Here is a 21837-nt window from a genome sequence, read left to right on the forward strand (position 1 = left end):
TTAAAGTTTTTTTGGCTTTAGGCTCGTTTTATGTCAGATTCATCTATTTTAAACGGTCTCATCGTGGCTAGGGCATCATTTATCTTCCTCAGTATGTTTTCCCTGTTTATCCAGGGTATCTCATTATTCATGATTAGCTCCTTCGCAGTCATCATGAGTCTCTTGAAGGCTCCTGGGTTGTTTTCCTGAATCTTTACGAAGGCTGCAGCCAGTATTATTAATCCTCGTATTCCTTCATTCCTATTTCTATGCCAAATCTTCTCTAAGACCTCATGAGCTTCCCAAAATCTCTCCTTATTAAATAGCTCAATGTATCTTCTTACGGCATATTCCTCGTTATATCCTTCGTTGTTACTCTCTCCTTCTATGTTTATCAATTCTTTAATAACGAAACCAAGAGACTTTATCTTCTCTATGGTTATATCATCGATGTATAGATCTATTTCCACGTGATCATTTGCTATTCTTACATTGATTATCCTGAGCCTCTCTAATCGTAGTTTATTCATTAATTCCTGCCTATCAATTGGTGTGAACCCAGGATTGCCTGTGATAATTAAGACTCTGTTTCTCTGCATTTTGGGCAGGGTTATACCGTATTCTTTAATTCTGGGTATATTAATTTCTCTTCTTTATTGAAGATTTTTATCTTATCAGGCCTAATAAGCAGGTAGGTCTCTCTCCCTGGTTCAATGGGCTCGTCTGACACCACTATAATGTCCACACTCTCATCAGATACCGGAGATACCACTATTCTAAAGACGCCCAATGTGTAGCTTGAGACCTTAACCCTTACCTTACCAATGTTTATGAATCCACGTATATCCTGCGGCTCCGTGACCAATTTCATCTCATCTGTCTTAATCCGATTATGACTTCATTATCCTTTATTAACCCCTTACTTAACGGTATCCTTAAATTAGCTATGAGTGCGGTATCCTCAACCACCTTAGCGGAAAGTAGGTTTATATCGCCACTAAGTGCTGCTATTAGTGTTGTGACCGGTGTATTATAAATATCGGCTGGACTCCCTATTTGGGCAAACTTTCCATTTATTATTACGCCAGCCACGTCGGCTATTGAGAATATGTCAGCAGGATCGTGGGATACTATTATCGTCGTTAACTTACGTTCCCTCTGTATTCTCCTCACCAAGGCCCTTGCGCTATCTCTCAATGCAGCATCTAAATTACTAAATGGTTCATCTAAGAGCAAAATCCTGGGGTTCTTCACCAACGCTCTTGCTAACGCAGTCCTTTGCATTTGACCACCTGATAGCTCCTTTGGGTAGTGGTTAAGGACTCGTGTAAGCTCGAGTTCCTCAGCGATCTCCCTAACCCTCTTATCTATCTCGTGCTTACTCACTTTAGCCATTTTTAATGGGAATGCTATATTATCATAAACAGTCATGTTGGGGTACAAGGCCCAGTTTTGAAAGACCATGGCGACATTCCTCCTCTCCGGCTCAATAACAATCCTACCTGGTGCTGACGTGATTTCATCATCAAAATACACATAACCATCTGTGGGTACTTCAAGACCAGCAATTAATCTTAATAGCGTTGTTTTACCATGACCGCTTGGGCCAAGAATGCCGAAGCTATGCCATCACCTATTTTATACGTTACATGATCTACGGCCTTAATTACGTTCTTCCCCTTTCTGAAGTACTTCGTCAGCTCTTCTAATCTAACCGTGACCATAGTACTAATTTCTATGTTAGCACTTTACTTTAAATTTTTCGTGGGTAAAATGTTTCTACCTAATTTTAATTGGTAAACCTTCAACCCCTTACCCATTAAATACCCTTAGCACCGCCACCAAGTGCTGCTAGTCCCCTAATGAAGTATCTACCTAAGAAGGCGAATATGATAAGCGGTATCAATGATGTTATGACTCCAGCCGCGAATGACCTATTGTAAAGTATTGCGTAACCCCCAACGTACTGCCTAGCGGCTACCGGTAGCATGTATAGGCTCGGCTTTGTGGCTATTATTAATGGTGTGAAGAAGTCCTGCCAAACCATGAGGAATACGAATATTAATGTTGATAGGAACCCAGGTAGGACCAATGGAAATACTACGTGCCAGAATATTGACCAGTCACGAGCACCATCAAGCCTAGCACTCTCTATTAAGTAGTTGGGTACGACAGGTAAGAATATCGACATTAGCAGTGCCGACATTGGTAAATAGAAGATAAAGTAAACAAAGGCAAGTCCCCAATAAGTTTGGTAAATTCCTAACGATGATGTTAACTCAATCAATGGCACAGTTAATGTCTCGGCTGGTAAAAATGTGGCCAATGATATTATTGAAAAGCCAACATTACTAACCCAGGGTCTCCTTTCCATTTGCATATAAAAGAAGTAAGCACCATGCTGCCGAAAATTACTGAAGCTAGGGCAACTGGGACGGTAATTATTAATTGGCGTATCATGGGGAACTCAAGCCCGATTAATGTACCAAAACCAAACCAGTCAAAGTAATAAGCCTCCGTTGAGAACTGACTGGGTGGTAATAAGATCGGTGCTGATGCAGCCTCCATATTTGGCTTAAAGCCGCCAACAAGCATTGCATATAGTGGGGTTAACCATAATATGATGAATATGGCAACCACCAACTGAAGTATTGCATACTTAATTACCCTAACAACGTACTTACCCCTCATACCCCTCACCTCCTAAAGACCCACCTCTTAAGTCCAAGTAATGCATATGGTATTATCACAATAGCTGCAATCGCAGCCACAAGCGTAGCCAGCGCAGCCGCCGCTGAGAAGTACTCGGAATAGGCATATAGGTAGTAAATATACGTTACTAATGTCATTAATGTTGGGCTCGTTGCTGACCCGCTCATTATGAATGGGATATCGAATATCCTAAGCGAAAAAAAGGAATAGTAATGCCGTGGATATTATAAATCCATTCATCGAATTCGGCAATAATACTCTGAATAATAAGTTAATGCTTGACGCCCCATCTAGTCTCGCAGCCTCGATTATGGACTTATCCACACTCAAAAATGAGGCCAAATAAAAGAGTATGGATAAGCCCGTATATGCCCATACCTCAACCAATACCAGGGCTAATTGGGTATTCAATGGCGTTGCAAACCAAGGTATTGATGGTAAGTGGAACTTCGTCAATAACCAGTCTATGCCTATTGTTGGATTAAACAGCCATAACCAAACTAATGCGGCTGCCGTTGGCGGCACCGCTATTGGATAAATAAATATTGATAAATATATGGCTCGTTGAGTGTTATTAGGCAGGAAATAGAGTAGGGCTGCGAGTAACAAGCCAAGTACATTGCCTATTGCCACGAGACCAACCGTGAAAAGTATTGTATGATCTATTGATGCGTAGAAATAATTCTGAGTGAATAGGTATAGGTATGATGATAACCCGGCGAACTTTGGAAATGGATTAAACAATGACCAGTTCTGAAGTGATATTATGAAGTTCCATATCAATAGGAATACGATGATTCCCCCAAAGAATAATGTGGGTATTGCCATTATTAGTGATTGCCTTGACATTGATAAGAAATAAAGTATGTTTATTTTTAAGTTTAATTGGGTGTGGTTGTTGTGTTAGCTGCTTGTTTGCCACCAGGGTGTGTATGGTTGGTAGTGGTAGGTTGTTGGGTTGACCCATGGTGGTAGGTAGTTGGCGAATGGGTGTCCTGGGTAGCCATGTAGCTAGGCCTAGCTTGACAGCGGCCATCCACTCATTATACGTGGACTGCTCAGCCGAGACCAGGGCGCTCATGAACGTCGGTATGTAACTCTCACCAACCTGCTGCAAATTCAAAACCTGAGAATTCAAATTACTAAACACATCATCAAACAAACCACCATCACTGGGAGCAATGGTAAATTGACTAGACGGTGTTGATAATAATTGCTCATAGTCAAACCACTGGGCCGGTGTTGGGTAGAAGTCAGTACCATTGCTCCAAATTATCACACCCTTACCGCTTGAGGTCCAAATCATCATACCTACATACGAGTCCCAAAACTCTGCTAGTTTAATGGCTGCATCTTCATATGGATTGGCGTAGGCAGGTACGGCAACTGAGTCTATGACTAGTACGTATACGCCTGCGTTCCTGGAAATGGCTCCTCCATTAGTGTTATGTTTGTCCAGCTTGTGTATGGTGGTATTGCTGGGTATGTAATTGTGTGATACCAAATGTATGCATACTCAGTTATCCAATTGCCGTTTACTTGGAATGCTGCCTTGCCCTGTATTATGTAGCTAGGCCTGATGACCACGTCATTGTTTGCCATCCTGGGCAATCATACTTCGTGAATAGTAGGTAGTAGTAATTCGTCTCATTTATCAGGCTGGCTATTGCTGGGTCATTAAGGTTCAGTACTCCATATAGGAACTCATTCATCAACTGGGCAGCCGTGGCAGGCCCATACTTCTCACCGGCAAGGCCAAGGAATATATACTCCCAAAGGTTAAGCTGATCCCAACCACCATCACCACCCGGGATAATCCAAACACACGACATACCATGGGAAGCAAGGTAAAGCGTCTCATTGGCAAGCTGCTCAACAGTAGTCGGGATAGGCAAACCATACTCAGCCAAAACCTGAGGATTGAAGTAGAGCATGCCACCCCTATGTACGTTAGTTGGTAGTGCAAACATTGTTCCATTAAACATACCAGCAAGTACAGCCTCAGTCACGCCCTTACTGAGTAAACCCGTTTGTATGGCAATTGGTGTGAAATTCACAAAGTCCGCCGGTCCGTGAGGCATTATCTCAACGTAAGACAAAACCTCAGGCGCGAAGTGCGCTTGGAAGCTCGCCGGTGGTTTGCCTGCCTCCAACATACCTAATATCACATACTTAGCGTTTGTACCACCGGCACCAGGTATTGAGTAGTACTCGACAGAGTAGCCTGGGTAGTACTTCGAGAAGTTACCGGCAACCCAAGTTAATCCCTGAGGGTCTTCAGGGCCCCACCACGTCAAGAATTCGACCGTGGTTGGTGCTGTTGGGGATGGTGCACTCGGCTTATGACTAACCGTTGAGTAATACCAACCAACACAGCGCCTACAACCACTACAACCACCACAACAACCACTATCGCTATTAACGCAGACCTAGAAATACCCAGGCGAGACGTCACATTTTGGTATTTTTGCTCTCTTTTTAAAAATTAGGGTGTTAAAAGTATACTTACTCTATATTATTAAATATAAGATCATAATTTTATAAATATTCATAAATACATTATTTCTCCATAAATATTAAGATAAATCAATTAATCTAGGTTAGATGAAGCGTTTAAATCCAGCTCAGCGAATCATAGTTAATGGGAGTAGAATCTTTACAGGAGAGGTATGCCATAATGCTTAGCTCAGATGATAATGTCGCTGTTGCCCTTAAAGACCTAAAGGCTGGTGAGATTGTCGAGTTAGTTATTGGTAATTCAAAACTCGTTGTTAAATTACTTGATGATATACCCTTCGGCCATAAGTTCGCTATTAGGGATATACACATGTGCGATTATGTGATTAAGTACGGACACGTTATTGGCAGGGCCAAGAGGGATATTAAGGTTGGTGAGCATGTCCATGTTCACAATGTGGAGAGTTTGACGGCTGTATACAGCGTCTGTAGGGGTGGTAAACCGTGAGTAGACCCACAATACTTGGTTACGTAAGGCCTGATGGCAAGGTTGGCATTAGGAATTACCTACTCGTGATGTCGACGGTCATATGCTCAAGCTTTGTTGCACGTAGGATCGCGGACCAGGTACAGGGCGCTGTGGCGATTGAGAACCCATTCGGCTGTGGGCAGCTTGAGCCTGACCTCGAGATCACCAAGAGGACCTTAATAGGCATGGCGAAGAATCCAAACGTTGGTGGTGTCCTCGTTGTCGGCCTTGGCTGTGAGCAGATACAGGCTGATGAATTGGTGAGGGAGATTGAGAAGACGGGTAAGCCCGTGGAGAAGGTGGTGGTTCAGGAGGTTGATGGTGGAACTCCTGCCGCAATTGAGAGGGGCGTCACGTTGCTCAGGAGGATGGCTGAGGAGGTACTTTCGCAGAGGCCTGAGGAGGTTGACATATCGAACCTGGTCATGGGTGTTGAGTGTGGTGGCTCAGACGCAACCTCAGGGCTAGCGGCAAATCCCGTGGTTGGTTACGCATCTGATAAGCTAGTTGATTTGGGGGGTACGGTAATACTTTCCGAAACCCCTGAAATGATTGGTGCGGAGGAGATCCTCGCCAGGAGAGCCGTGTCTAGGGAGGTTGGTGACAAAATAATTAAGGCAGTTAAAAAGTGGATTAACCTAGCCGCGTCCTACGGCGTTGACCTAGTTGGGACGCAACCATCCCCAGGAAATATAGCCGGCGGCCTATCGACAATTGAGGAGAAGTCCCTTGGGGCAATAATTAAGGGTGGTTCGAGACCGATACAGGGCTTCGTCGATTATGCGGAGGAGGTTAGGGGTAAGGGTCTCTGGATCATGGACACGCCAGGCTATGACATAATGTCCGTGGTCGGCATGGTGGCTGGCGGCGCCACACTCGTAGTATTCACAACCGGGCGTGGAACACCCACGGGCAATCCAATAACCCCAGTGATTAAGGTCACCGCAAACCCATACACTGCCAAGAAAATGCGCGAGAACATAGACTTCGACGCAAGCACCGTGACGCTGGGTCAAGAAACCATTGAGCAGGCAGGCGAAAGACTCTTCAAGCTAATAATCGACGTAGCCAGGGGTAAACCAACCAGGGCCGAGTTACTTGGGTTTAGGGAATTTGTAATACATAAGATAATACCATCATTTTAACAATTCCAATTAAATCCATTTTTAAATTAAAGCAGTAATTGCTCAGTCTCCTTAAGCGTCCCCCTAACGACATCAACCTCGAGACCCAATGCCTCCAATGCCGTGACCCCAAGAACATTGACATCCCTCTCCTCACCGAAGATCACGGTCACCGCGCCCCTCCTACCCATGACCTCAACAATTGCAGCACCAACGTCCCTCTCGACGTAACCGCCGAAGGCTAGGAATCTCCTCCTCTCGAGTGGCTTAATTCCTATTGAGTCTAGGAGTGATGCCGATATCACGGAGTAAACCGCGCCGGTATCCACAATGCCGTCAACCTCAACGTATCTACTCATGTCCGCTGGGTTATAGACCTTAAACCTAACCTTGACAATGCCCATTTCAGTGTTTAATAGAGCAACGGCCCTTATAAACCTACTCAATCACTGATGTTTGCCATTTCGTAGTATAGCTTTAGCAGGGCCTGGGTCCCCTTCTCGCCTAGTCCCTTGGCGACTAGGGCGTTGTATAGTTGTAGTGTTAGTGCTGTGCCTGGTAGTGGTACGTTTAGTTTGTTTGCTGTTTCTAGGGCGTACCTGAGGTCCTTCCTCAGGTGGGCTGCCCTGAAGCCTGGCTCGAAGTCACCCCTCATCATCTTTGGCATGTAGTACTGCACCGTGAAGGAGTTCGCAGCCCCCGTGGATAGTACGGTGAATAACTTCTCCATGTCGATGCCAGCCTTCTTCGCGAGTGCCATGGCCTCGGCCACAGCGAGCATGTCAATACCGACAACTATTTGGTTGAGGAGCTTAAGCATCTGCCATTACCAACGTCACCCGCGTATATTATTGTCTTGCCCATGGCCTCGAGGATCGGCTTAACGCGTTGGAAGACCTCATACTTACCACCAACCATTATTGTCAGCGTCCCCTGCCTGGCTCCGATGTCACCGCCAGTGACTGGTGCGTCCAGGAACTCAATGCCGTACTTACTCAATTCTCTGGCGAAGTACTTGGCGTGCTCCGGGGAGTTTGTGCTCATGTCAATTACGATTAGGCCTGGGTGGGCCCCGTGAACAACACCGTTAGGCCCAAGCAACACCTCCTCCACGTCCGGCGCATCAGTAACCATGTCAATGACAACGTCAGACTTCTCGGCAACCTCCCTAGGGCTATCAGCAACTGGTACACCCAGTTTTGCGAAGGGCTCGGTCTTAGACCTCGTCCTATTATAAACAATCAATGGGAAGCCAGCCTTGTGGATATTCATGGCCATGGCACTACCCATAATACCAAGCCCTATGAAACCAACCCTAAGTCTCTCCATACAGGGAATTACTACGCAACTTAATGCTTAATAATCATTGCCTATAACCTGTTCAATGCGAAAATCCTTATTTGGACGCATTTAATTGCCTCACTATGTGAGGCTTGTTAGGGTTGATGATGCCGTCGGCCAGGTGCTTGGTTACGATACCACGTATGTTGGTAAGGACGGGGCCATGGTACTGCTGCCCAGGGGCCATGTAATAACTAGGGAGGATGTGGAGAGGTTGAAGGACTCTGGGGTTTACTTCGTGTGGGTTGAGGGTGATGAGGAATCAAGCGATTTAATGTATGAGTGGGAGATCGCCGAGACCGTGGCCAGAGCTGTAGCTGGGGAGAACACTTATGTTAGGCAGGCTAGGCAGGGCTCGGCATGGATCATGGCCGGTGCTAATGGCGTGCTTAGGGTTGACGTTAACGGCTTGACTGAGTTGAACCTAAGCGGTGATGTCCTATTAATTACTAGGCAGGGCATGAGTGGTGTCGTTAAGGATGAGTTGGTCGGCGTCGTTGATGTGATACCGCTTAGTATGAGGAGGGGTGAGGTTGAGAGGTTGCTGAGGTTTAGGAACTTGGTTAGTGTGGTGCCGTTTCGTAGGAGGAGACTTGGCGTTGTCATTACGGGTACCGAGATATACCAGGGAAGGAAGAGGGACCTTTACTACCCAGTGATTAAGGCCAGGGCTGATAAGTACGGGTGGGAAGTAGTGTTCAATACCATAGTGCCTGATGACGAGGATAAGATAATGAACGCAGTCAGGGAGGCCATTAGGAACGGCGCCGAGGCCGTGGTGATCACGGGAGGCATGTCCGTGGACCCAACGGACAAGACGCCAATAGCCGTGAGGAGCTTGGGGCCAGGGTAATTGCCTACGGCATACCGATAAAGCCAACGACAATGACCATGGTTGCGGTACTTGACGACACGCCAATACTCGCAGTATCAGCCGGAGGGATATACTACAGCGACTACAACGCCCTGGACATACTCCTGCCGAGGCTCATGGCCGATCTGATACCGAGTAGGGAGGAAATAGCCGCAATGGGCCACGGAGGACTACTACCGAATTACAAGCCCGGTCATTAAACCGTAATACCAAGTGCACTAAATACATTAGTCACTATGTCCCTAGCCCTACGCGCCATAGACAAAGCCCTAGCGGCAACCTCACGGTTATAAATCATGCCAGGAGTCAAGCCGGCCGTCGGCTCACCATAAGTTGAGCGTGCATGCTCGGCAGCCAACTCATGGCTCATCCTAGCCAATTCAATGATAAGCTCCCTAACACTACCCGGCACTTGGTTTATGAGACCCATTAATTGATTCGATGGATCATGACTCCATGTTGGTACTTGATAAACCGCAATAACGGCCTTCGCAAAATTCTCAACAGCTAATTGCGAATAATGTACACAGCCGGCCCAGTCCTCAAGCGAGAAGTATCTCTCAGCCCTACTTAAGTGCTCGTTAGCCAATTCATATCGATACTTAACCTCGTTCATTGGGTCAATCATATTATCCTAACCCTCTCCAGGGGCTTCGGCAATACCAATAGTAGGCCCTGCCATCTTTAACCCTCTTGAGGCCACTCTCAATTATTCTACGCCTGACCCGTTCCAGGAATTCGCTTAATTTGCCCGTCCTGTCCAGGAGGACCACGGCGTCCCAATAGATATTTAATAATAACGGCGTGATAATACCTGGGTTGAGGAATTCGTTAATGTCCATGTCGATAATGGTCAATGGGTAGTCATGAAGTAGGGCGCTAACGGCCAGGTAAACAGCCCTCCTACGCCTAACACGGTCGATCTTGTTCAAACCGGTGTGTAGCACGAGTAAATCAACGTCACTACGATCATCAGCCTCACAACGAGCCAGGGAGCCAAAGAGGAGCACAGCCACGAAACTACTACCCACTAACCTGCTGAGCCTAGTCCTCACGTCATTAATGACAGCTTGGCAGTCAATCATTACCAAGAATGAATTGGGAATAAGCCCTTAAATGCTCTTTGCAGCATCGCCAACGGCATACTATTAAAGCCGAATTGAAAGCCTCTCATGCATAATGCCTTTAAGCTAATAAAATGATTTAAGCCTTGGTTATGGAGAGGTTAATTAGGATGGCCGTGGAACGCGGAATAAACGTTGAGGACCTAATAATAAACGCCATCAGGAACGTGAGTGGTGACCCAACAGAAGTAGTGAAGCTGAGGCTTGAATTGGCAAAGGTTTACCTAAGCGAGGCTAGGGGGTACATGGGTAGGGGTGATGCAGTGCAGGCCAGTGAGAGGGCGTACAGGGCTGCAGAGAACGTAATCAAGGCCTTGGCCGAGAAGTACAACACGCCAGAGCACCAGCAAGCAGTCAGGGAGGGCAGGTGGCACATAGACCTATTGATCAAGGCAGTAACCACACTATCAAATAAGCTAGGCCACTGGGTGTCGATCGGATGGGCCAGCGCATTCCTCATCTACGACATGGGATTCCACGAAGCCAAACTGACGGTCGACGCCATAACAGGCTACATTGATGAGGTCGAGAAGATGGTTAGGGAGGCTGAGAAGGTATTAATGCATTAATTAAAGTAAGATAAAGCATTTTAGGGACGCACGTTATAGCGCTTCCTCGGCATTATACAGCTTTAGTAAGGCTCTGCCCTAGACTGTAGTGTAACTTGGACCAGGGCGTGGTGAGGATTCTCATGATCAAGCGGTGATGAAACGACTGTATGCGCATTTATCAATTATCCACGCAGTTACTAGGCAGGTGAGTATTGCCGTGCCTCCTTAATGTTTAAGGTTAGGATTGCTTGATCCTATTCCTCAACCTATCCCTTATGAAGTTTACAACCTCGATTATGTCCTTCCTCACTAATTCCTCGCTTGTGTACCTCGATACCTCACTATCCCTGTCTAAGCCATTATACTGGAATTCGTGTAGGTTTAGGGCTATCTCGACGTAAAGCCTTAACTCCTTATCACCTATCATCGATGCCACTTCCCTGAGTCTCGAGCTCGGCATTACGGCTATCAACCAATCAACCCTATCAACCACCTTGGTTGGCGACAACTCCTAACGCCCCTGTAGTGCTTGGCTAGTTCATCCCTGTAGTCAACGGCCAGCCCAGCCACGTAGGCCTTAACGGCTTGGAAGGCCTTGCCTGCAGCGTTCCTGAGTAGGCCATTCTGTAGGAACCTCTCGGCCAGCTCGGCTTCGTAGATCGCTCCCTAAACCTATCCTCCTGGTACTTCCTCGCGTCTATCCAGGGCTTCGTAATCTCCATGACGCCAACGCTATTAATTTAATGCGTGGCTTATTAAACCCCTTGGGTCTCGAGGGCCTTCCTGGTGTTTATTACGAGGTTTTCAACGAGCTTTAGGTAATTCGTTAGGTCGTTCACGCTTAATTTTGCTTCGTGGAAGCCCCACACGTGGAGTACATAGCCGGCCGCCCAGCCGATTGCTACCCAATCACCGAGTATTGAGGCTAGGGTGTTGCTCGCCTTCTGTAAATATTCCGTGAACCATCTACCCTCCTTAATGGCTTGTTGGTACTCCTGCGTGCCGTACTTCTCAGCGAGGGCCTTGATGCATTCCTCAGTTGCTTTGTACAGTTTTTCAGAGGCTTGTACGGCATCGCCCTTATTCATGTATTCCCTGGTCTCATTAAGGTACTTATCGGCTAGCTCTAGCCTGATCCGGATGCTGGCTGATGGGTCATTCCTGCCAATGGCGTTTATTATTAGGTCTATCACGTCAATGCCCCTCTCCTCAGCCGCCTTGATTAGTTCCTCGGGTATCTCCATCCAATGCTTATTTCATTAACGGGTTAAATTAATCTTTACCTGCGCAGTAACACCCTGTGCAGGACTTAATGGAGTTGATTAATGAGATTGCTAGGAGGAAAGGCTTGGACCTAGGGGTAGGGTTGATTTATACCTTAGGATCCGTGAGGAGCTTCTTAATGAGGCCGATAGGGAGTATGCAGTTAACAACCTCGTGCTAGCTAGCGAGAAGTATTGGGGCGCGGTTGCGGCGTTGTTGAATGTCATAGGTGAGTTGGGGGTTGGGAGCACTATAGTCATAGGGATTACGCCGTGATCGTTGAGCGATTGGCCGGTGAGCTTCGTGATGATGAGCTAAGGGTTTTGTTTGATTCCGTGGAGAAGCTTCACGCCAATTTTTTACCATGGTTTCCTCGATAAGGAGGGCTTTGACCTGCGTAGGAGCAGGGCCCTGGCACTTATTAATAAATTGAAAGAATATATAAACAGGCATAGGTCAGTTTAATTATTTAAGGCATCAGGGCCTCAGTAAAATTTAGTTAGGTTCATGAATCTACCCAGCGAGTGGGTCGAGAAAGGCGATGCCTTCCTCAGGGATGCGGAGAACCACGTTAGAGACGGCTTGTACTGGCTATCGTGCTTCGAGGCCCAACAAGCCGCTGAGCTTTATCTAAAGGGCTACCTACTTGCGAGGACTGGTACGTATCCATTTACCCATGACTTGGCTGAGTTGCTTAGGGTTATTAAATCGTTGGGTGTTGATGTCCCCGTGGAATTATACGTCTATGCTGACGCCCTCAGTGGCGAGTACACGTTGTCCCGTTACCCTGGTAGGAAGCCTAGGGTTTATAATGGGGATACAGCAAGTAGGTGTGTTGAGTATGCTAGGAGAATCGTTGGATTCATTAGGTCAATTTCTAAGGACCCTGTCTAGCTACTTAAGTAAGGGTGATGAGCTCCTTAGGGAGTACGTGAGTAGGTTGGTTAGGGAGGTGCCCGAGAGCACGATTGTCCTCTTTGGGTCCAGGGCTCGTGGCGATTACCTACCCAGTAGTGATTATGACGTGGCCGTTGTACTTAGGCAGGTTGTTAATGTGCATGATGAGGTTTCGAGGCTGCGTTCGCTTAAGCCTGAGGCTTATTCCTTGATTTGCTCGTTTTGAGCATTGATGAGGTTGGTGACCCTGTCGTTAAGGAGATGCTTAGAGGTTGTAGATTGCTCTATGATGGTTTGGGTATTGGCAGTTCCCTGGGTTGTAGGTCTTAGTCTATGTGGGTGTTATTTCGAGTACTGTCTTTATGTCGTCGTGGGTCCATGTGTATGCTTCCTGGTAGTTGTCAAGGCTTGCCCTCTTGGTTATTAGTTTGGCCGGCCAGTTGTTGAATTCCTCCTTAGCCCTCCTCAGGTGCTCCAGGGCCATTTCGAAGTGCTTGATCCCGGCGTTTACCGAGCCTATTATGACCTTGTTATTGAGTACGACGTTGGTCATTAACTCACCGAGATTGTTTAGGGAGCCACCGCTTGGGTATACGCCGAGTAGTACGTAGACGCCATTTGGTGCGATGTGCCTTAACCCCTCATTGATCACCTGCGTGGCGCCGGTTGCCTCAACGACTATGTCGAATTCACCGCTTATCTGCTCAACGGCAGAGTCTATGTATGTACCGCCAAGCTCCCTAACGAGCTTGGCCTTAAGGCTGTCTGGCGGCCTTGTCGCTATTGTCACTGTGCTTAACCCCATTAGCCTAAGCACCATGGTTGCCAGGAGCCCGACGGGTCCTGCGCCAAGTATTAATGCGCTCCTTGGCTTCCAGTCAAACCTAGCCTGCCCAATCCTCATGGCCATGTCAATGCCCTTCTCAACCACTGAGAGTGGTTCCGTGAGGACTGCGATGTCAACTATTTCCTTGGGAGCCCTAACCAGGTACTTAGCATCAGTGACTGAGTACTCCGCGGCGTGGCCGTGTAGTCCCCAGATACCATGCTCCAGGTAGTGGCCGACTGGGCAGAAGTCCACTGGTAAGTCGCAGTTCAATGGTCTCCTCACTGTTGGTACGACTATGTCACCCACGCCGACATTATCCACCCCATCGCCTAGCTCAGCCACTTCGGCCACGGCTTCGTGACCCAGGATTAGGTATTGGCTTCCCTCAGGTGCCTTGCCATACCTACCTCGATAATCTCCTTATCCGTGCCACAAACACCAACTAATGGGCTTGAGCAGTACCTGCCTTTACCAGGGCTTGGCTTGGGTACGTCCATGGGTCTCAGGGACTCGGGTATTCCAGGTATTACGGTGACCGCCTTCATACAGTTATGTATAGGGTGCCTGTATAAATATTTTAGATAGTGAAACTTAATGCGTGGTTTATGATTTTATGTTTTAGGAATTAGGGTCCCTTCATTAGTATTATTTTCTCATCATGATCCTTCAATATCTTCTTAACCGCCTCATAAACCTCGTCAACGAATATGGGCCTGCCAGTCACCTTAACAACCTTATGCCTAACCTCAATTCCAGTCCTCTCCCTAATCACGCCTGCGGCCTGCGCATCGTAGTTAGACTCAACATCAATTATTAACTGGCCCTTGCCTAACACGCTCTTTACGAAGTCGCTTGGGAATGGTACGAACATCTTGAGCTGCAGGAAGTTAACCCTATAGCCCTCCTTACTCAGCATGTTCATTACGTCGATTAGGACGCCCTTTGTTGATCCCCAGCCAACAAGCGTTATATCGGCATCCTCAGGCCCATAAAGCCTCGCCTTATCCGTTAGTGGTATTTCCCTATCCGCAAGTTCAAGCTTCCTCATCCTCTTCTCATACATCTCTGTCCTCGTGACTGGGTCCTCGGTTATGTGACCGACCTCATCATGCTCATCGCCTGTTAACCAGAATATTGGTCCTAGCCCCGGTATTGACCTTGGCGATACCCCGTCCTTCGTGATCCTAAACCTCCTATAGTCATTCTCGTCCTTCGTCACGATTAAGCCCCTATCAATCTTGAGCGACTTCTTATCAAAGTCCCAAATAACCGTTGAGTACGAGTTGGCTAGGGTCTTATCGACTAGGTGAAATACAGGCATCTGGTACCTCTCAGCAGTTAAGGGCTTTGAATGCATCCTCAATAGCCTCTTTATGGTCGCCAGATGAAATGACTATCCTTGGGAATTCGCCATGGCCCATATGCATCACGAACCTTAGGTCTGACTGGCTATTCCTCGTCGCCATACCAGTGCTCGGTCCAGCCCTCTGGTAATGCGTTATCACGACAGGGACCTCATTCATCCCCGCGAACCCAGTGCCCTCAACCATTAGGCTAAGCCCAGGACCTGAGGTCGCGGTCGCCGCCCTGGTACCCGCTATGCCTGCGCCAATGGCCATGTTTATTGCCGATATCTCATCTTCGGTCTGAACAACCACGATGCCCGCCTTCTCCAGGCTTTAGCCTCCTCAGTCACTGGATCCAGGCTAACTATGTTGTGAGCCTCTATGAAGAAGGACTCGTCAGCAGCAGGCGTTATTGGATAATACGTCTGGAACCTGAGCCCACCAAGTATCTTGCCAATAGCCACGGCCTCATTACCATTAACAATTATAGCCCTAACATCCCGCTTTATCGGCGGTAGCGATATATTTGTCTTAATCGGCTTGGCATAGTCATAAACCACCTCAACAATGGCCTTGTTATACTCGAGTAATTTACCCCTCCTCCCCGTGAACACATCCTCAAGGCCCTTAAACACGTAATCAATGGGTAGGCCCATTATTGCCGTTGAGTACGCAGTCATCACGACGTTTGAGTACCTGCTAATCAATGATGGTAAGTCGATATCATGAAGTCTCTTCTTAACCTCCTGGAGTAGGTCTGCGTAGTGTATAGTTAGTACATTAATGCCATTACCCCTTAGGTAGTTAATGACACCCTTAACCGTTGGTTCAATACCAGCCTTACTAAAGAATTCCCTGAGTCTCTCCTTAAACTCATCCTCCATGTACTGCAGTTGGTCGAGCCTCGTGTTAAATGTTGATGTATCAACAATTACGTAACCACCACGCTTAACATCCTGGAAGTGCGTGAACACCGACTCTGCGTCTAGGGCAACCAGCATGTCTATGGGGCTTAACAAGCCTCCCCTCGGCTCATCACTAACCCTAACCATGAAGTAGCTATGCCTACCCTTAATGTTTGAGAAGTACTCCCTATCACCAATTACGTAATACCCAGCCCTTGCCACAGCCCTCATGAAGACGTTAGCGCCAGTGTCAATACCGCCACCCTGCGGTCCACCGATAACCCACATTATGTCCGTAGGCATTACATTAAGCCCTCTGAGACCTATTTATTAAGTCTTCTCCCATTGTAGAATATGTATTGGTCGCGCAAACCTAAATCTACGTGACCAATTCAATGAGATGCGGAATTATTCGAATGAATTAATGAATTAAGGCTTAATAAGTACCTTACCAATCCTAGAACTATTCCTCATAAACTCCAATGCATCACCAAACCTATCCAACGAATAGGTAGCAGCAATAACTGGCTTAACCAAGCCCCTACTCAATATCCTAAATGTCTCGGCCACGTCAGACCTGTTGGAACGCACGTTACCAATCAACATTACGTCCTTCAGTATTATATAACCAAGCCTAAGTTGGTACGTCTCGTCAGGATTCACATTACCAATAACAACCACCCTACCACCACTGCGCAAACTCCTCAACGACTCCTCGAGGGTTGGCGTACCCACAGCCTCAATAACAATGTCAGCACCAACGCCATTAGTCAAGTCCTTAACAGCTTTACTAAATTTCGACTCAGTAACCACCTCATCCGCAAACTGCCTAATGAACCCAGCCTTCTCCGGTGATCTAGTCACAGCAATAACCCTAGCACCTAACGCCCTGGCAAGCTGGACTGCGTGGATGCCAACACCACCGCTGGCTCCGGTTACGACCACGGTCTCACCACTCACTAAACCAGCCCTCCTGAGGCCCTTGTAGACCATGGCAACCACACAGGGCGTGAAGGCAGCCAACTCATCGGGAACACCACTCGGGACCTTAACCAACGCATTACCAGACACCCTGGCGTACTCGGCGAAGAAACCATCAACATCCTCACCATAACTATGCGCATTCACGCAATACGAGTCAAGACCCCTCACACAAAACTCACAAACACCATCAGGCTCATGAAGAAGCGGAACAACCCTATCACCCGGCTTAAACCTCGGATCCCTAGACTCAACAACCACGCCCACCGCCTCATGACCCAGTACCACAGGGTATTTCATGCGTGGATAATAGCCGACTAGTTGCAATAGGTCCCTATAGCATAGTGCTGCATAGCTTATTTTTATCAGTACATCGCCATCGTTGAGTCTTGGCGTTGGGATATCGCGTACCTCGTACTTACCCTTCTCGTAAACGACGACGGCTCTCATTAATTTAGTGGCGGGTTTACTGTGTTTTAAGGAATTCCCGAGACTGCTGGTTCATTACTCCTTGAGTTCTACCCTGGCCATTTCGTAATCGCCGGGCTTCATGTTATATAGCTCGTCAATTAGGTTCACCTTAAGCGAGGCTGGACCGGTGGATCTCTTCTCGGCCTTCTCAGCTGCTATCTCGAACGTGACGAGACCCTCCACCGATGCTACTAGGAAGTCCCTATTGACGGCCATGAAGCTGGCTATTACCGAGCCGACCATGCAGCCACTGCCCGTTATGTACTGGAGCATTGGCGTGCCATTGCTAACTATGGCGCCCCTCTTGCCGTCTGATACGTAGTCCCTGGGGCCCGTGATCACTGCCGTGACCCCGTACTCTCTAGCCAATTTCTCTGCAATATCAAGGCTAGCCTCACCAAGTGAGTCTACGCCTTTAATCATACCAGTTACACCGGCTAGCGCCATCATTTCGCCACCATTACCTTTAAGCACACTGACCTCCACTTCATTGAGTATCCTGAGCACGGTCTCTGTCCTAAGCCTGGTGGCGCCTGCACCGACAGGGTCTAGGAGCACCGGAACGTTGTTCTTACTGGCGGCCTTTCCAGCCAGTATGAAGGACTCTATCCATCTATCATCGAGCGTGCCAATGTTTATGTACACGGCATCGGCCTTAGACGCCAACTCCTCAACTTCCTCCCTGGCGTGCGCCATTATTGGTGATGCACCTACGGCTAGGGTAACGTTGGCCGCATCATTCATTACCACGTAGTTCATTAAGTGGTGAATCAACGGCCTCTTCCTCCTAATGGTCTGTAGGTCATCCCAATAATTAATCATTAGCCGCCTCAATAACAGCCTTATTAATAAATATTAACAGTTTTATCATAAGTTAAGAAGATGCCCTTAAGGGCTTCTGGCTGAGGATTATGAATACCTGAGTTACGCAATTATCAGTTTCTATTGCAATTCATTGAATGACCTTAATGCGTCATCTTTACCTCTCCGTACATCCCAACCGTGGCCTTCCATCTCGGTGGGACCACGATCGTTGACCCGTATTCCTCGATTATGGCTGGTCCATTAATAACCTGGTTCATCGGTATGTCCTCACGCCAGTAAATAGGCGTCTCAATCCAGTCATCGAAGAAGACCTTCCTGAAGCTCCTAGGCCTTGCCTCACCCTCGGTCTTTGGAGCCTTGAACCTGGCTTAACCCTAGTTATTACGGCAAATACCCTGATGGTAACAACCTCGATAGGCTTACTCAGCTTGAATCCATACGTGGCATAGTGCCTATCATTAAATGCCCTCTCGACCTCCTCAATACTCGCGGGCTTACCGACGGGTATAGTCAACTCCCAGCCCTGCCCAACGTACCTAACATCGGCATACCTAAGGAAGTAATCAACCCTACCCAACCTACCGAGCAACTCATCCTCAAGCCTTTTGAAACCATCCTCGAGATCCCTTGGGAATGACGCCCTTGCCTCAAACCTCTCATCAGCCATCAAAAGCCCGAGGGCACTAAAGGCGCCTGGCTCGGGCGGCACAATGACCGTGCTAACGCCCAACTCCTCGGCTATGTATGGCGCAAATTGAGGACCTGCACCGCCAAATGCCATCAGCGTGAAGTCCCTCGGGTCGAGACCCCTCTCAACAGTCACGAGCCTAACTGCCCTGGCCATCTCGAGGACGGCAAGCCTAATGGCCTCGAGCGCTGTATTAATCGGATTACCAAGCCTAGACAAGCCCTTAACCGCAGCATCCCTATTGAGCCTCATCTCACCACCAAGCAGGTACTCACCAATCCTACCAAGGACCACATTCGCATCAGTGAGTGTTGGCTCTGTACCACCCCTACCGTAGCATATGGGTCCAGGGTCAGCACCAGCACTAATTGGTCCAACCCTAAGGCTCCAGCCTCATCACGCCAAATAATCGTCCCACCACCACTCGAAACCTCAGCCAAGTCGATGAACGGGAACCTAACCGGGTAACCACTACCCTTGATCAACCTGCCGTGGTGAACCTCACCACCAACCTCATACTCAGTGGTGACCTCAGGCTCGTGCTTAAGTATTGATGATGCCTTGGCCGTCGTGCCACCCATGTCAAGCCCAATCACGTTCTCGATACCTATTAGCTTCGAGAATTCAGCGGCAGCCACGGCGCCCGCGGCAGGGCCTGACTCGATCAACTGCACGGGCCTCTCCATAGCCTCAGCAGCGTCTACTAAGCCACCTGCGCTTGACATTATGTAGAACCTGCCAATACCGAGCTCCCTGAGTCCCTCAGAGAATCTGGATATGTACTCGCTAACTATCGGCATGAGGACAGCATTGACCACGGCGGTTGAAGTCCTCTCATACTCCCTGGGCTCAGGGGCAACCCTGCTCGATAGGCTTACGTACCTGAAGTACTTCCTAAGCACATCGCCAGTGACCTCCTCATTGACTGGGTTAATGTATGAGTGTAGGTATGAAACAGCAACACTAACAACACCCATTGACCTAGCCTTAACGGCATACCCCTCAACCTCACCTGGATCAACACGCTTAACCACAGTTCCATCAGCCAAAACCCTCTCGTCAACCTCAAACCTAAGCTCCCTAGGGACCAGGGGCCTCGGCTTATCGAAGAATAGGTCGTAAAGCCTAGGCCTATTCTGGCGGCCAATCTCGATAACGTCCCTAAAACCCTTCGTTGTGAATAGGGCTACCCTGGGTATCTCGAGACCAACCTGCCCAAGCAATGTATTGGTGCCGATCGTGGTTGCGTGCAGGACCTCGGAAATGGGCTCCTTGATTTTCCTTAAGCCCTCAAGCACGGCGACCTCAGGACTCCTTGGTGTGCTCAGGACCTTGATTGAATATATGGTACCGTCATCCCTGAGAACCACGAAGTCCGTGAATGTGCCACCAACGTCAACGGCTACTATCGCCATAATTTACTGTCATGTAATTACGTTACCCTTTTATTCCTTGCTATTACGGGCCTTAATTTGTGCAAGTAATGAATAAGCGTTAAAACTGAGACGCAATACATCCTCTGATTGCGGAGGATAAGCGCTTTTATATCGATTGCTAAGTCACTTAATTTGTGGAGGGTTTCCTGGACTATAGGAAGGATCCCGAGGCTTATGTCTATGCCAAGGTCTATGATAGCTTGATCGAGGGTAGGCTGGCTCTGGAGATGCTGAGGAGGGGTTTACTTCAGAATGCCGCGTCTAAGGGTTCGCCTCTTTGTGTGTCTGTGGTTATCATTGGTTCATCTTTAAGAGGCCCACTTCGCTCGGGTTTCATTGGTCATCGGGTGGGTGCCCCGTGACCCTGGGCACGGGGCTAGAGTTTGAAACGCTTTAAGATAGATATTCATGGCTCCAACTACATCTCTATCAGCTATGAATCCACAGTCTCTACAAATCGCTAGTCTATGATTATAGACCAGTCTAGCTCCACATCTTGCAGGTAGATGAAGTATTTCTAGGATTCACAAATGCTACTGGTACGTTGTACTCTATAGCCTTGGTAATTATTGCTTGTTGTAATTTACGATAAGCAAACCTTGATAACTTGTCTGACAAGTTGGAGGACTTTTGCGATGCTTTAAACCACAACTTCTCTAAGTCTTCAAGAACTATTGCATATCCAAGTTTCTTAGCTTTCAGCACGATGTACTTAGCAAACTTCCTACACCAATCTATTACTATGTTTCTGCTTCTCCTATGAAGTGTTCTGATAATATCTAACCATTTCCCATTCCTTCTCCAAGCATAGCTATGTCTCTTCTGAACACCTTCAGCAAGATGCTTGAGATGCAATGCCTCAATAAACCTAGTGTCAACTCTTCTAATGTTTCTACCATTATAAATCACTATCTTCTTCAAGTTGATATCTAGGGAAATCAGTCTTTTTGTTTCATACGGGTCATATTCCCATCCGAATGGTATTGAGACCCATATTCTTCCTTGCTCATCAATTGATATGATTACCTCATACCACTCCCTACCAATGAACTTTCCTATGTACTCTTTATTGTGTAGTAGCCTTATCCTGAATACTCTATTCCTCATTCTGGCTAAAACAGTCATGTTCTCCAAATCAACAGTGGCATCGTATTTGTCTAGTCTTGCTGATAACTTCCTCAGGATAGGTTTACTACCTCCATTCTCCCTAGCCGACTTAACTACTGCTAGCGCGTACTTGTATATTTGCTTAGCTTGGTGCGCCCTAAATCCTTGACTTCTAAGCATGTTGTAGAACATTTGATGAAGCTGGTTTACCGTTGGTAATTTATCAAGCTCCCATAACGCATCTATAATGTATTGTGTTGCTCTCCTTGTAAGGTATAGTTCTTCTCTCAGCTCCTCAATAGAGCCTTCCATTAAAGTACCCTGCGCCTTGAGAGTTAGCAGGTACTCTCCTCGGGGAACCACCCTGACTATCTGAGCGGTTAACCCCCTCATTGGAA

Annotated in this window: 24 protein-coding genes and 8 pseudogenes; 9 read left to right on the forward strand and 23 right to left on the reverse strand. The window is 47.6% G+C overall.

Annotated features, from left to right (window positions below):
- Positions 1–17 precede the first annotated feature (17 nt).
- The 8 genes and pseudogenes from JCM14467_RS04640 to JCM14467_RS04665 form a co-directional block, all read right to left on the reverse strand.
- Positions 18–578, reverse strand: a complete 561-nt coding sequence (locus JCM14467_RS04640) for a DUF309 domain-containing protein (RefSeq protein WP_054849319.1) — start codon at positions 576–578, stop codon at positions 18–20.
- An 11-nt stretch (positions 579–589) separates the two neighbouring features.
- A pseudogene (gene glcV, locus JCM14467_RS19835) lies at positions 590–1703 on the reverse strand (glucose ABC transporter ATP-binding protein GlcV).
- Between the two features lie 95 nt (positions 1704–1798).
- The gene (locus tag JCM14467_RS15895; RefSeq protein WP_252900721.1) at positions 1799–2359 is read right to left on the reverse strand and encodes a carbohydrate ABC transporter permease; all 561 of its coding nucleotides are present in this window, start codon (positions 2357–2359) and stop codon (positions 1799–1801) included.
- Positions 2311–2679, reverse strand: coding sequence for a hypothetical protein (locus tag JCM14467_RS15900; RefSeq protein ID WP_252900722.1), 369 nt, complete (start codon positions 2677–2679; stop codon positions 2311–2313). Before JCM14467_RS15900 ends, JCM14467_RS15895 begins: the two co-directional genes overlap by 49 nt.
- Positions 2676–3540: pseudogene (glcT, locus tag JCM14467_RS19840) on the reverse strand (glucose ABC transporter permease GlcT). The gene JCM14467_RS15900 and the pseudogene glcT overlap by 4 nt, the downstream one beginning before the upstream one ends.
- The gene (locus JCM14467_RS15915; protein ID WP_252900725.1) at positions 3428–4000 is read right to left on the reverse strand and encodes a hypothetical protein; all 573 of its coding nucleotides are present in this window, start codon (positions 3998–4000) and stop codon (positions 3428–3430) included. Before JCM14467_RS15915 ends, glcT begins: the two are co-directional and overlap by 113 nt.
- A gap of 89 nt (positions 4001–4089) precedes the next feature.
- Complete coding sequence (locus JCM14467_RS04660; protein WP_054849320.1) at positions 4090–4278, reverse strand: hypothetical protein; 189 nt, start codon at positions 4276–4278, stop codon at positions 4090–4092.
- Positions 4254–4988, reverse strand: a complete 735-nt coding sequence (locus JCM14467_RS04665; protein WP_054849321.1) for an extracellular solute-binding protein — start codon at positions 4986–4988, stop codon at positions 4254–4256. Before JCM14467_RS04665 ends, JCM14467_RS04660 begins: the two co-directional genes overlap by 25 nt.
- 344 nt (positions 4989–5332) lie before the next feature.
- On the opposite strand from JCM14467_RS04665, the gene JCM14467_RS04670 reads away from it, so the two are divergent.
- Complete coding sequence (locus JCM14467_RS04670) at positions 5333–5656, forward strand: UxaA family hydrolase (RefSeq protein ID WP_054849322.1); 324 nt, start codon at positions 5333–5335, stop codon at positions 5654–5656.
- A complete protein-coding gene (locus JCM14467_RS04675) occupies positions 5653–6822 on the forward strand; it encodes a UxaA family hydrolase (protein WP_054849323.1) in 1170 nt (389 codons plus the stop codon). Before JCM14467_RS04670 ends, JCM14467_RS04675 begins: the two co-directional genes overlap by 4 nt.
- A 26-nt stretch (positions 6823–6848) precedes the next feature.
- On the opposite strand, the gene JCM14467_RS04680 is transcribed toward JCM14467_RS04675, so the two are convergent.
- Positions 6849–7205 carry a hypothetical protein gene (locus JCM14467_RS04680; protein ID WP_054849365.1) on the reverse strand — a complete coding sequence of 119 codons (357 nt, stop codon included), beginning with the start codon at positions 7203–7205 and terminating at the stop codon, positions 6849–6851.
- Positions 7206–7243: 38 nt separating this feature from the next.
- A pseudogene (locus tag JCM14467_RS04685) lies at positions 7244–8130 on the reverse strand (NAD(P)-dependent oxidoreductase).
- A 97-nt stretch (positions 8131–8227) separates the two neighbouring features.
- Between JCM14467_RS04685 and JCM14467_RS04690 the strand changes: the two are divergent.
- Positions 8228–8995, forward strand: coding sequence for a molybdopterin-binding protein (locus tag JCM14467_RS04690; RefSeq protein WP_252900726.1), 768 nt, complete (start codon positions 8228–8230; stop codon positions 8993–8995).
- Between the two features lie 32 nt (positions 8996–9027).
- Positions 9028–9216 carry a hypothetical protein gene (locus tag JCM14467_RS15920; protein ID WP_252900727.1) on the forward strand — a complete coding sequence of 63 codons (189 nt, stop codon included), beginning with the start codon at positions 9028–9030 and terminating at the stop codon, positions 9214–9216.
- Here JCM14467_RS15920 and JCM14467_RS04695 read toward each other — a convergent pair.
- Both JCM14467_RS04695 and JCM14467_RS04700 read right to left on the reverse strand, forming a co-directional pair.
- The gene (locus JCM14467_RS04695; RefSeq protein WP_054849324.1) at positions 9213–9644 is read right to left on the reverse strand and encodes a HEPN domain-containing protein; all 432 of its coding nucleotides are present in this window, start codon (positions 9642–9644) and stop codon (positions 9213–9215) included. The two genes, JCM14467_RS15920 and JCM14467_RS04695, sit on opposite strands and share 4 nt — an antisense overlap.
- Before the next feature lies 1 nt (position 9645).
- Entirely contained in the window at positions 9646–10101 is a 456-nt protein-coding gene (locus JCM14467_RS04700) for a nucleotidyltransferase domain-containing protein (RefSeq protein ID WP_054849325.1), read from the reverse strand.
- 131 nt (positions 10102–10232) lie between these two features.
- On the opposite strand from JCM14467_RS04700, the gene JCM14467_RS04705 reads away from it, so the two are divergent.
- Entirely contained in the window at positions 10233–10709 is a 477-nt protein-coding gene (locus JCM14467_RS04705; RefSeq protein ID WP_054849326.1) for a PaREP1 family protein, read from the forward strand.
- A gap of 220 nt (positions 10710–10929) precedes the next feature.
- Here the strand turns inward: JCM14467_RS04705 and JCM14467_RS19845 are convergent.
- Positions 10930–11413, reverse strand: a pseudogene (locus tag JCM14467_RS19845) (PaREP1 family protein).
- A gap of 33 nt (positions 11414–11446) precedes the next feature.
- On the reverse strand, positions 11447–11935 hold the full coding sequence (locus JCM14467_RS04715) for a PaREP1 family protein (RefSeq protein ID WP_054849327.1): 489 nt from the start codon (positions 11933–11935) through the stop codon (positions 11447–11449).
- A 139-nt stretch (positions 11936–12074) separates the two neighbouring features.
- On the opposite strand from JCM14467_RS04715, the pseudogene JCM14467_RS15935 reads away from it, so the two are divergent.
- The 3 genes and pseudogenes from JCM14467_RS15935 to JCM14467_RS04725 all read left to right on the forward strand — a co-directional run.
- Positions 12075–12128: pseudogene (locus tag JCM14467_RS15935) on the forward strand (hypothetical protein); the annotation flags it as partial.
- A gap of 333 nt (positions 12129–12461) precedes the next feature.
- Entirely contained in the window at positions 12462–12848 is a 387-nt protein-coding gene (locus JCM14467_RS04720) for a HEPN domain-containing protein (protein ID WP_054849328.1), read from the forward strand.
- Positions 12811–13077, forward strand: a complete 267-nt coding sequence (locus JCM14467_RS04725) for a nucleotidyltransferase domain-containing protein (RefSeq protein WP_252900729.1) — start codon at positions 12811–12813, stop codon at positions 13075–13077. Before JCM14467_RS04720 ends, JCM14467_RS04725 begins: the two co-directional genes overlap by 38 nt.
- A 105-nt stretch (positions 13078–13182) precedes the next feature.
- Here the strand turns inward: JCM14467_RS04725 and JCM14467_RS04730 are convergent.
- From JCM14467_RS04730 to JCM14467_RS04750, 7 genes and pseudogenes are all read right to left on the reverse strand, one after another.
- Positions 13183–14225 (reverse strand): annotated as a pseudogene (locus JCM14467_RS04730) (glucose 1-dehydrogenase).
- Between the two features lie 80 nt (positions 14226–14305).
- The gene (locus JCM14467_RS19850) at positions 14306–15001 is read right to left on the reverse strand and encodes a transketolase C-terminal domain-containing protein (RefSeq protein WP_342765462.1); all 696 of its coding nucleotides are present in this window, start codon (positions 14999–15001) and stop codon (positions 14306–14308) included.
- 10 nt (positions 15002–15011) lie between these two features.
- Positions 15012–15338 (reverse strand): hypothetical protein, encoded by a 327-nt coding sequence (locus JCM14467_RS19855; RefSeq protein WP_342765463.1) that lies wholly within the window; start codon positions 15336–15338, stop codon positions 15012–15014.
- The gene (locus JCM14467_RS15950) at positions 15302–16234 is read right to left on the reverse strand and encodes a 2-oxoacid:acceptor oxidoreductase family protein (RefSeq protein WP_252900730.1); all 933 of its coding nucleotides are present in this window, start codon (positions 16232–16234) and stop codon (positions 15302–15304) included. The genes JCM14467_RS19855 and JCM14467_RS15950 overlap by 37 nt, the downstream gene beginning before the upstream one ends.
- Before the next feature lie 126 nt (positions 16235–16360).
- Positions 16361–17362 carry an acryloyl-coenzyme A reductase gene (locus tag JCM14467_RS04740; RefSeq protein ID WP_054849330.1) on the reverse strand — a complete coding sequence of 334 codons (1002 nt, stop codon included), beginning with the start codon at positions 17360–17362 and terminating at the stop codon, positions 16361–16363.
- A gap of 54 nt (positions 17363–17416) precedes the next feature.
- The gene (gene thiM, locus JCM14467_RS04745; RefSeq protein ID WP_054849331.1) at positions 17417–18205 is read right to left on the reverse strand and encodes a hydroxyethylthiazole kinase; all 789 of its coding nucleotides are present in this window, start codon (positions 18203–18205) and stop codon (positions 17417–17419) included.
- Positions 18206–18348: 143 nt separating this feature from the next.
- Positions 18349–20311: pseudogene (locus JCM14467_RS04750) on the reverse strand (hydantoinase/oxoprolinase family protein).
- Between the two features lie 155 nt (positions 20312–20466).
- Between JCM14467_RS04750 and JCM14467_RS20390 the strand changes: the two are divergent.
- Positions 20467–20598 (forward strand): annotated as a pseudogene (locus tag JCM14467_RS20390) (PaREP1 family protein); the annotation flags it as partial.
- A 42-nt stretch (positions 20599–20640) separates the two neighbouring features.
- On the opposite strand, the gene JCM14467_RS20395 reads toward JCM14467_RS20390, so the two are convergent.
- Positions 20641–20856, reverse strand: a complete 216-nt coding sequence (locus tag JCM14467_RS20395) for a zinc ribbon domain-containing protein (protein ID WP_444823181.1) — start codon at positions 20854–20856, stop codon at positions 20641–20643.
- On the reverse strand, positions 20816–21832 hold the full coding sequence (locus JCM14467_RS04760) for an IS200/IS605 family accessory protein TnpB-related protein (RefSeq protein WP_054849333.1): 1017 nt from the start codon (positions 21830–21832) through the stop codon (positions 20816–20818). Before JCM14467_RS04760 ends, JCM14467_RS20395 begins: the two co-directional genes overlap by 41 nt.
- Positions 21833–21837: the final 5 nt, after the last annotated feature.

The organism is Vulcanisaeta sp. JCM 14467 (assembly GCF_001316245.1).
In the GTDB taxonomy this organism is placed as follows: Archaea; Thermoproteota; Thermoprotei; order Thermoproteales; family Thermocladiaceae; genus Vulcanisaeta.

What these genes read in the sequence shown, in the direction of transcription:
- JCM14467_RS15950 (WP_252900730.1), bottom strand. Translation starts at nt 16,234, where the DNA reads ATGCCTACGGACATAATGTGGGTTATCGGTGGACCGCAGGGTGGCGGT.
- JCM14467_RS04695 (WP_054849324.1), bottom strand. Translation starts at nt 9,644, where the DNA reads ATGATTGACCCAATGAACGAGGTTAAGTATCGATATGAATTGGCTAAC.
- JCM14467_RS15895 (WP_252900721.1), bottom strand. Translation starts at nt 2,359, where the DNA reads ATGCAAATGGAAAGGAGACCCTGGGTTAGTAATGTTGGCTTTTCAATA.
- JCM14467_RS15920 (WP_252900727.1), top strand. Translation starts at nt 9,028, where the DNA reads ATGACCATGGTTGCGGTACTTGACGACACGCCAATACTCGCAGTATCA.
- JCM14467_RS15915 (WP_252900725.1), bottom strand. Translation starts at nt 4,000, where the DNA reads ATGATGATTTGGACCTCAAGCGGTAAGGGTGTGATAATTTGGAGCAAT.
- JCM14467_RS04640 (WP_054849319.1), bottom strand. Translation starts at nt 578, where the DNA reads ATGCAGAGAAACAGAGTCTTAATTATCACAGGCAATCCTGGGTTCACA.
- JCM14467_RS04680 (WP_054849365.1), bottom strand. Translation starts at nt 7,205, where the DNA reads ATGGGCATTGTCAAGGTTAGGTTTAAGGTCTATAACCCAGCGGACATG.
- JCM14467_RS04740 (WP_054849330.1), bottom strand. Translation starts at nt 17,362, where the DNA reads ATGAGAGCCGTCGTCGTTTACGAGAAGGGTAAGTACGAGGTACGCGAT.
- JCM14467_RS04670 (WP_054849322.1), top strand. Translation starts at nt 5,333, where the DNA reads ATGGGAGTAGAATCTTTACAGGAGAGGTATGCCATAATGCTTAGCTCA.
- JCM14467_RS04715 (WP_054849327.1), bottom strand. Translation starts at nt 11,935, where the DNA reads ATGGAGATACCCGAGGAACTAATCAAGGCGGCTGAGGAGAGGGGCATT.
- JCM14467_RS04705 (WP_054849326.1), top strand. Translation starts at nt 10,233, where the DNA reads ATGGAGAGGTTAATTAGGATGGCCGTGGAACGCGGAATAAACGTTGAG.
- JCM14467_RS04720 (WP_054849328.1), top strand. Translation starts at nt 12,462, where the DNA reads ATGAATCTACCCAGCGAGTGGGTCGAGAAAGGCGATGCCTTCCTCAGG.
- JCM14467_RS19850 (WP_342765462.1), bottom strand. Translation starts at nt 15,001, where the DNA reads ATGCCTGTATTTCACCTAGTCGATAAGACCCTAGCCAACTCGTACTCA.
- JCM14467_RS04700 (WP_054849325.1), bottom strand. Translation starts at nt 10,101, where the DNA reads ATGATTGACTGCCAAGCTGTCATTAATGACGTGAGGACTAGGCTCAGC.
- thiM (WP_054849331.1), bottom strand. Translation starts at nt 18,205, where the DNA reads ATGATTAATTATTGGGATGACCTACAGACCATTAGGAGGAAGAGGCCG.
- JCM14467_RS04760 (WP_054849333.1), bottom strand. Translation starts at nt 21,832, where the DNA reads ATGAGGGGGTTAACCGCTCAGATAGTCAGGGTGGTTCCCCGAGGAGAG.